This is a genomic window from Ramlibacter sp. (assembly GCF_028292805.1).
Lineage (GTDB): Bacteria > Pseudomonadota > Gammaproteobacteria > Burkholderiales > Burkholderiaceae_C > Ramlibacter.
Window position 1 is genome coordinate 1 of sequence record NZ_JAQGLS010000205.1, and the last position, 6,693, is coordinate 6,693.

Genomic DNA, 6,693 nt, shown 5'->3' on the forward strand with positions numbered 1-6,693 from the left:
ATCGGTGCGGTGGATGCGCCCGCCTCCTTGCTGGCGGGCGCGACGGATTCCTGAGCGAGAGGCGCATCCGCGTCTTGTGAGATTCTTCGCGCGCGCCGCGCCAAGAATTGGGAGGCGACACCCCGCCTGCCCATGCAGACTTCCCCTCCACCGCTGGCGACTGCGCTGACGACAACCAGCAGCGCAAGGCGGTCAGGAGGGGAGGGCAAGTGCATAGCGATCTCGCGCTCAAGCTGACGGCCGACCTGTTTTGGACAGGCTTGCTCGTGTCCCTGCCGGTGCTGGGGCTCACCATGCTGGTGGGCCTCGTCATCAGCGTCGTGCAGGTGGTCACGCAGGTGCAGGAGATGTCCCTGACCTTCGTGCCCAAGTTGCTCAGCGCCGGCATCGCCATCATCGTTTTCGGTCCGTGGATGCTGCGCACCTTGTGCCAGTTCACCGTGCAGCTGTGGTCCGGCATCCCGGGCATGTTCTAGCGGCCGACGCCATGTCCGAGCTCGTGTCCCTCTTCGACAACGCCTGGGTGCACCAGGTGCTGCTGTTGTCCGCCCGCATCTCGGCCCTGTTCCTGATGACACCCGTGCTGTACGCCATCCCGCTGCCGGCGCTGGTGCGCGCGCTGCTGGCGATCGGCCTGGCAGCAGCTCTGGCCTTGCCGTTCACCGCAACGCCGGCGACTGGTTTCCTGCCTGCGGGAGCGCTGTTGCAGGCTTTCATGCAGGAGGTCGCCATCGGCGCCACCCTGGGCCTGGGCATCCTGATGCCCTTCGCCGGTTTCGCCATTGCGGGCCGCCTGATCGACGTGCAGGTGGGCTTCGGCATCGGCCAGGTGTTCGACCCCGTCACGCGCACGCAGGTGCCGGTGCTGACGTCCGTGTTCACGCTGTTCGGCGTGCTGCTGTTCCTCCTGGCCGACGGACATCACGCGCTGCTGCGCGGCATCGGCTACAGCCTGGAGCGCTTTCCCCTCGGGCAACCCTGGTCGGTGCAGGCCGCCTCGGGGCCGGTGCTCAAGCAGGCCGCGGCACTGTTCACGCTCGGGTTCGCACTGGCCGCGCCGATCGTGCTGTCGCTGCTGCTGGTGGAGTTCGCCCTGGGTGTCATCTCCCGCAACCTGCCGCAGATGAACATGTTCGTGCTGGGCATCCCGGTGAAGATCATCGCCGGTCTACTCGCGTTGTCGGTCTGGGCAACCGGCCTGGGCGGCGTCGCCGGGCGCATGTACGGCGAAATCTACCGCACCTGGACAGCCATGTTCGAGCAGGCGGCTCCGGCGGGCGGGAGGCGCTGATGGCCGACCAGGACGTCGATCGCAGCGAAGCCGCGACACCCTTCAAGTTGAAGCAGGCGCAGGAGCGGGGCCAGACCATGCGCAGCGCCGACATGGTGGCGGCGGTCGTCTTCGCAGCCGGCATGGTGTTCCTGGCCTGGCAGGGTTGGGAGGCCACGGTGGCCTTGTTGCGCCTGTGCCGCTTCGCGCTGGACCACGCCGGGGCGGCCACCGGGGAGACGGCAGCCTTGTGGCCGCTGATCGCTATCGTGGTCGTGCAGGCCGGCGGTGTCCTGCTGCCCCTGCTGTTGCTGCTGCCGTTGGCGGCAGCGATCGCCAGCCTCGCGCAGACCGGTCCGGTGCTGGCATTGGAACCGCTGAAGGCCGACTTCAACCGCATCAATCCTGCCACCGGCCTCAAGCGCGTGTTCTCGGCGCGCACGCTGTTCGATGGCGCCCGGGCCTGCATCAAGCTCCTGGTGCTGGGCCTGGCGGCGTGGCTGGCGCTGCGCAGCCTGCAGCCGCAGTTCCACGCGGTGGCCAGCCAGTCGCCCCTGAACTTCCTGCAGCTGCTGGTCGGCGACACCGCGGAGCTGGGCTTGAAAATGGCGCTGGCGCTCTGGCTGGTGGCCTGTGTCGACGTGCTGTTCACGCGCCATGAATTCGGCAGCAGGATGCGCATGAGCCGGCGCGAGCTGAAGGACGAATTCAAGAACCGCGAGGGCGACCCCCGCATCCGGGCGCGACTGCGCGAGCTGCGGCGAGCGATGCTCAAGCGCGGCCTGGCGCTGCGCAACACGCGCACCGCCGACGTCGTCCTGATCAACCCCACTCACTATGCGGTGGCGCTGCGCTACGTGCACGGCGAAATGAATGCGCCCGAGGTGGTGGCCAAAGGCGCCGGCCAGCTGGCCGGGGCGATGCGCGAGATCGCTTCCCGGCACCGCGTAGCGGTGGTGCAGAACGCGCCGCTGGCCCGCCGCCTGTTCCGCGAGGTGGACATCGACCAGGCCATCCCGGCGGCCCTCTACCCGCAGGTGGCGAAGATCATCGTCTGGGTGTTTGCGCTGCGTGAGCAGCGTCGCGCTGCGACGAGCTGGGCGGCGGCATGAGGGCAGTGCAAGACTTCCTGCGGCGCAACGCCGACGTGGCGATGGTGCTGGCGGTGCTGGGCGTGCTGATGGTGCTGTTCGTGCCCATCCCCAAGCCGCTGCTCGACTTCCTGCTCCTGGCCAACTTCAGCTTTGCCTTCCTGATCCTGCTGCTGACGTTCTACATGGCCAGGCCGGTGGAATTCTCCACCTTCCCCTCGCTGCTGCTGATCGCCACGCTGTTCCGGCTGTCGCTGAACGTGGCCGCCACCCGGCTGATCCTGGCCGAAGGCGACGCCGGCAAGGTCATCGACGCCATCGGCTCCTACGTGGTCGCCGGAAATTACGTGGTGGGGCTGATCGTGTTCCTGATCCTCATCGTGGTGCAGTACGTGGTGGTGACCAACGGCGCCCAGCGGGTTTCGGAGGTGGCGGCGCGTTTCACGCTGGACAGCATGCCCGGCCAGCAGATGAGCATCGATGCCGACCTGAACATGGGTTTCATCGACCAGGCCGAGGCGCAGCGCCGCCGCAAGAGCCTGGAAAAGGAAGCCGGCTTCTACGGCGCCATGGACGGCGCCAGCAAGTTCGTCAAGGGCGATGCCATCGCCGGCATCATCATCCTGCTGATCAACATCGTGGGCGGCCTGGTCATCGGGATCATGCAGCACAAGATGCCATGGGCGCAGGCGCTGCAGACGTACACGCTGCTCACCATTGGCGACGGCATCGTCACGCAGGTGCCGGCGCTGGTGATCGCGGTCGGCACCGGCATCATCGTCACGCGCTCGGCCTCGGACGGCAACCTAAGCCAGGAGGCGCTGCGCCAGGTCACCTCCTTTCCCAAGACGCTGCTGCTGGTGGCGGGTGCCCTCGGCGGGCTGTTGTTGTTGCCCGGGATCCCGGCCTTGCCGACCGCCGCCCTGATGGCGCTGACGCTGGCCGTGGCCTACACCGTCTACCGCATGCGGGCACGCAGTGCGGGCGAAACCAAGGCGGCGGCCGATGCCGACGCGGTCACGGCCCAGGATCCCGACGCCATCCTTTTGGTCGAACCGATCGAAGTGCTGGTGGGCGCGCAGTGGGCGCCCAAAGTCAACGATGCAGCGAGCCTGTTCATGGAGCGCATCGCCGCTTTCCGCAGGCAGCATGCGCAGGACTACGGCCTGGTGCTGCCGCGCATCCGCTTTCGCAGCGTGGCCGCGCTGGCGCCGCACGGCTACGAGATCCACGTCGACGGCGCGCTGGTGGCGCGCGGCGAGGCCCGTCAGGACAAGCTGCTCGCGATCCACGCCGACGGTGACATGCGGTCCGTCCCCGGCGAGCCCACCCGCGATCCAACCTATGGCCTGCCGGCCCTGTGGATAGCGCCCGCGCACCGCGAGCTCGCCGCCGCCGCGCACTTCACCATCGTCGATGCCGTCACCGTGTTCCTGACCCACCTGACCGAAGTGCTGCGGCGCGAATCGCCCAACCTGCTCACCCGCGGCGAGACCGAGCGCATCCTGGCCAGGGCGCGCAAGGCCCAGCCCGGTCTGGTCGAGGAGCTGGTGCCGGTGGTGCTGGCCGTGGCAGACGTGCAGAAGGTGCTGCAAAACCTGCTGCGCGAGAAGGTGTCGATCCGCCACGTCGAGGCGATCCTCGAGACGCTGGCCGATGCGGGGCGCGGCAGCAAGGACGCCGGCCAGCTGACCGAGGCGGTGCGGCAGCGGCTGGGGCACGCCATCTGCCAGGGGCTGGCGGGGCAGGCCGGGGCGTTGCATGTGCTGACGCTAGACCCCGCCATCGAAAGCCGCCTGCTCCACGACTTGCAAGGCGCGCAAGCCGCTGCCGGCGGCGGCAGCTTCGTCATCGAGCCGAAGGTGCTGGAGAAATTCCTGCTGCAGCTGATGCAGCAGGCCGAGAAGATGATGAAGGCCAACCTGCTGCCGGTGCTGTTGTGCGCGCCGGAACTGCGGCGCCATGTCCGGTCCATGTCCGAGCGGGCCTTGCCGCACCTGCGGGTGCTGTCGATGGCCGAGATCCCGCAGACGATAGAGCTCAAGGCGTACGGATCGGTTACTGCCTGAAGCAAGTATGGACCAGATTCTCGCCATCACCCTGCGCAGCATGCAGCACGACATGGGCCGGCTGGACCGCGTGGGAATGAACCTGGCCAATGCGCAGACCGTCGGCTACCGGCGCGATGTGGCGACGGTCCCGTTTGCGCGGCTGGCCGGCGAGGCTGCGGCGGCCGTGGGCACGGCCATCGATCCGCGCGCCGGCACGCTGCGCAACACCGGGCAGAAGCTGGACGTGGCCCTTGGCGGCCCGGGCTGGTTCGAGGTGCGGACGGAGCACGGGCTGGCCTATACGCGCCAAGGCAACTTCCAGCTCGATACACAAGGGCGGCTGGTGACGGCGCAGGGGCACGCAGTGATGGGGGTGGGCGGCGAGATCGAGCTGTCGCACGGCATGCCGCTCATCGACGTGTTGGGGCGCATCTTCGAAGGTGCCTTGCCGGGGGCCACGCCAGGCCGGACTGACACCACCCCGCTGGGCCAATTGAAGGTGGTCGCTACCCGGCCCGGTGCGGCCGTCCAAAGGTTGGGCGGGGGGCTCGTGCTGCTCGAAGGCGAGCCGCTGCCCGTGCCGGCCAGCGATCTGCAGCTGCGGCAAGGCTTTCTGGAGAACGCCAACGTCAACTCCATGCAGGAGATGGTGCAGCTGATCCAGACCATGCGGCACTTCGAATCCATGCAGAAGGTGGCCCTGGGCTACGACGAGATGGTGGGCAGCGCCATCCGCCGGCTCGGCGACAACTCATGACCACGACCCGCGCACCAGGAGCACGCCGCAATGTTTGAATCCCTTTCCATTGGCGCCACCGGCATGCATGCGCAGCAGCTCCAGGTGGAGACCATCGCCAACAACCTGGCCAACGTGAACACAGCCGGCTTCAAGAAAGGCCGTGTGAATTTCGCCGAGCTGGTGGCGCGCGCGCCCTTGCCAGACCTGCAGGGCACGCGCGACCTGCTGGCCCCGCGCCAGGCGTCCGCTGCCGGCGTGGCGCTGGCTGCGGCCACCAAGGTCTTCGACGGCGGCGAGATGAAGCGCACCGAGTCGCCACTGGACCTGGCGATTCAGGGCGAAGGCTTCCTCGAGCTCGCGATGCCCGACGGCACCCGTGCCTACACCCGCGGCGGCACGCTCAAGGTGAACGCCGATGGCCAGCTCGCGCTGCTGGACGGAACCCCGTTCAGGCCCGGCATCCAGATTCCCGACAATGCGCAGCGGCTGGTGGTGTCGGCATCGGGGCGCGTGCAGGTGGCCGTCCCCGGCCAGGCCAACTTGCTCGAAGCGGGCCAGCTGGAGCTGGCCCGCTTCACCAACCCGTCGGGCCTGCTCGCCCAGGGAGGCGGTATCTACCGCGCCACCGACGCCTCCGGTGAAGCCATCGGTGGCCGCCCTGGCGAGGACGGGATGGGTGCACTGGCGCAAGGCTTCCTGGAAGGCTCGAACGTCAAGCTGGTCGAGGAGATGGTCGGTCTGATGGTGGCGCAGCGCGCCTACGAAGCCAGCGCCAAAGTGGTCCAGGCGGCCGACGAGATGCTGGGCATGGTCAACGGGCTGCGCCGGTGAAACCGCTCCTCGTCTTTCTGTCGGCCTTGCTGGCGACTGCAGCCGTTGGTGCCGCGGCCACGCCGGCGGTGAGCATCGAACTGCGTCCTGAAGTGCGCGCCGCCGGCCCGGTGGTGACGCTCGGCCAGCTGGCGCGGCTGGAATCAGTCGACCTGCCGCTGCTGCGCCGGCTGGTCGACCTGCCAGTGGGCCGAGCGCCGGCTGCCGGTCGCAGCGCGCTGGTCGAGCGCGAGGCGCTGCTCGGTTGGCTACGGCGCCGGCTCGGGCTGGAGCAGCAGCAGGTGGAATGGAGAGGCCCGGTTGCCAGCCGCGTGTCGTCGTTCACCCGGCTGGTTGCGGGCGAGGACATCGCCGCAGCGGCGGCCGCCGCGGTGCACCAGTGGCTGGGCAGCCGCAGCCCGCGCAGCGAAGCGTCGCTGGCCGGCACGCCCCGCGACGTGGAAGCGGTGCAGGGCGAGTTGCGGTTGCAGCCGCGGGCCTTGGGACAGGCCGCACTGCGCCGCCGCCTGACCGTATGGGTCGAGGTCTGGGCCGGCGAAAGGTTCGTGCGGGTGGTGCCCGTGACCTTCGCCGTGGCGGCCTGGGGCGAGGGCTTGTCGGCGGCGCAGTCCTTGGCCACCGGCGCCCTCGTGCAAGGGGCATCGCTGCCGGGCCAGGTCGATCTGCTGGCCGGCGCCGGCGCCGGCGCCCCGCTCGCCGGCGCCCACGCAC

The 6,693-nt window shown here is 69.0% G+C and carries 6 protein-coding genes and 1 pseudogene; all 7 read left to right on the top strand.

Features of this window, described 5'->3' with window-relative positions; genetic code table 11:
- Nucleotides 1–209 precede the first annotated feature (209 nt).
- On the top strand, nt 210–476 hold the full coding sequence (locus tag JWP65_RS12720) for a flagellar biosynthetic protein FliQ (protein WP_299764250.1): 267 nt from the start codon (nt 210–212) through the stop codon (nt 474–476).
- 11 nt (nt 477–487) lie between these two features.
- Complete coding sequence (locus JWP65_RS12725; protein WP_299764252.1) at nt 488–1,291, top strand: flagellar biosynthetic protein FliR; 804 nt, start codon at nt 488–490, stop codon at nt 1,289–1,291.
- Nucleotides 1,291–2,382, top strand: coding sequence for an EscU/YscU/HrcU family type III secretion system export apparatus switch protein (locus JWP65_RS12730; protein WP_299764254.1), 1,092 nt, complete (start codon nt 1,291–1,293; stop codon nt 2,380–2,382). The genes JWP65_RS12725 and JWP65_RS12730 overlap by 1 nt, the downstream gene beginning before the upstream one ends.
- Nucleotides 2,379–4,430 (top strand): flagellar biosynthesis protein FlhA, encoded by a 2,052-nt coding sequence (locus JWP65_RS12735; protein WP_299764256.1) that lies wholly within the window; start codon nt 2,379–2,381, stop codon nt 4,428–4,430. The genes JWP65_RS12730 and JWP65_RS12735 overlap by 4 nt, the downstream gene beginning before the upstream one ends.
- A 7-nt stretch (nt 4,431–4,437) precedes the next feature.
- Nucleotides 4,438–5,169, top strand: coding sequence for a flagellar hook-basal body protein (locus JWP65_RS12740; protein WP_299764258.1), 732 nt, complete (start codon nt 4,438–4,440; stop codon nt 5,167–5,169).
- Between the two features lie 30 nt (nt 5,170–5,199).
- Entirely contained in the window at nt 5,200–5,982 is a 783-nt protein-coding gene (flgG, locus tag JWP65_RS12745) for a flagellar basal-body rod protein FlgG (RefSeq protein WP_299764260.1), read from the top strand.
- A pseudogene (locus JWP65_RS12750) lies at nt 5,979–6,693 on the top strand (hypothetical protein); the annotation flags it as partial. The gene flgG and the pseudogene JWP65_RS12750, both read left to right, overlap by 4 nt.

What these genes read in the sequence shown, in the direction of transcription:
- JWP65_RS12740 (WP_299764258.1), top strand. Translation starts at nt 4,438, where the DNA reads ATGGACCAGATTCTCGCCATCACCCTGCGCAGCATGCAGCACGACATG.
- JWP65_RS12735 (WP_299764256.1), top strand. Translation starts at nt 2,379, where the DNA reads ATGAGGGCAGTGCAAGACTTCCTGCGGCGCAACGCCGACGTGGCGATG.
- flgG (WP_299764260.1), top strand. Translation starts at nt 5,200, where the DNA reads ATGTTTGAATCCCTTTCCATTGGCGCCACCGGCATGCATGCGCAGCAG.
- JWP65_RS12730 (WP_299764254.1), top strand. Translation starts at nt 1,291, where the DNA reads ATGGCCGACCAGGACGTCGATCGCAGCGAAGCCGCGACACCCTTCAAG.
- JWP65_RS12725 (WP_299764252.1), top strand. Translation starts at nt 488, where the DNA reads ATGTCCGAGCTCGTGTCCCTCTTCGACAACGCCTGGGTGCACCAGGTG.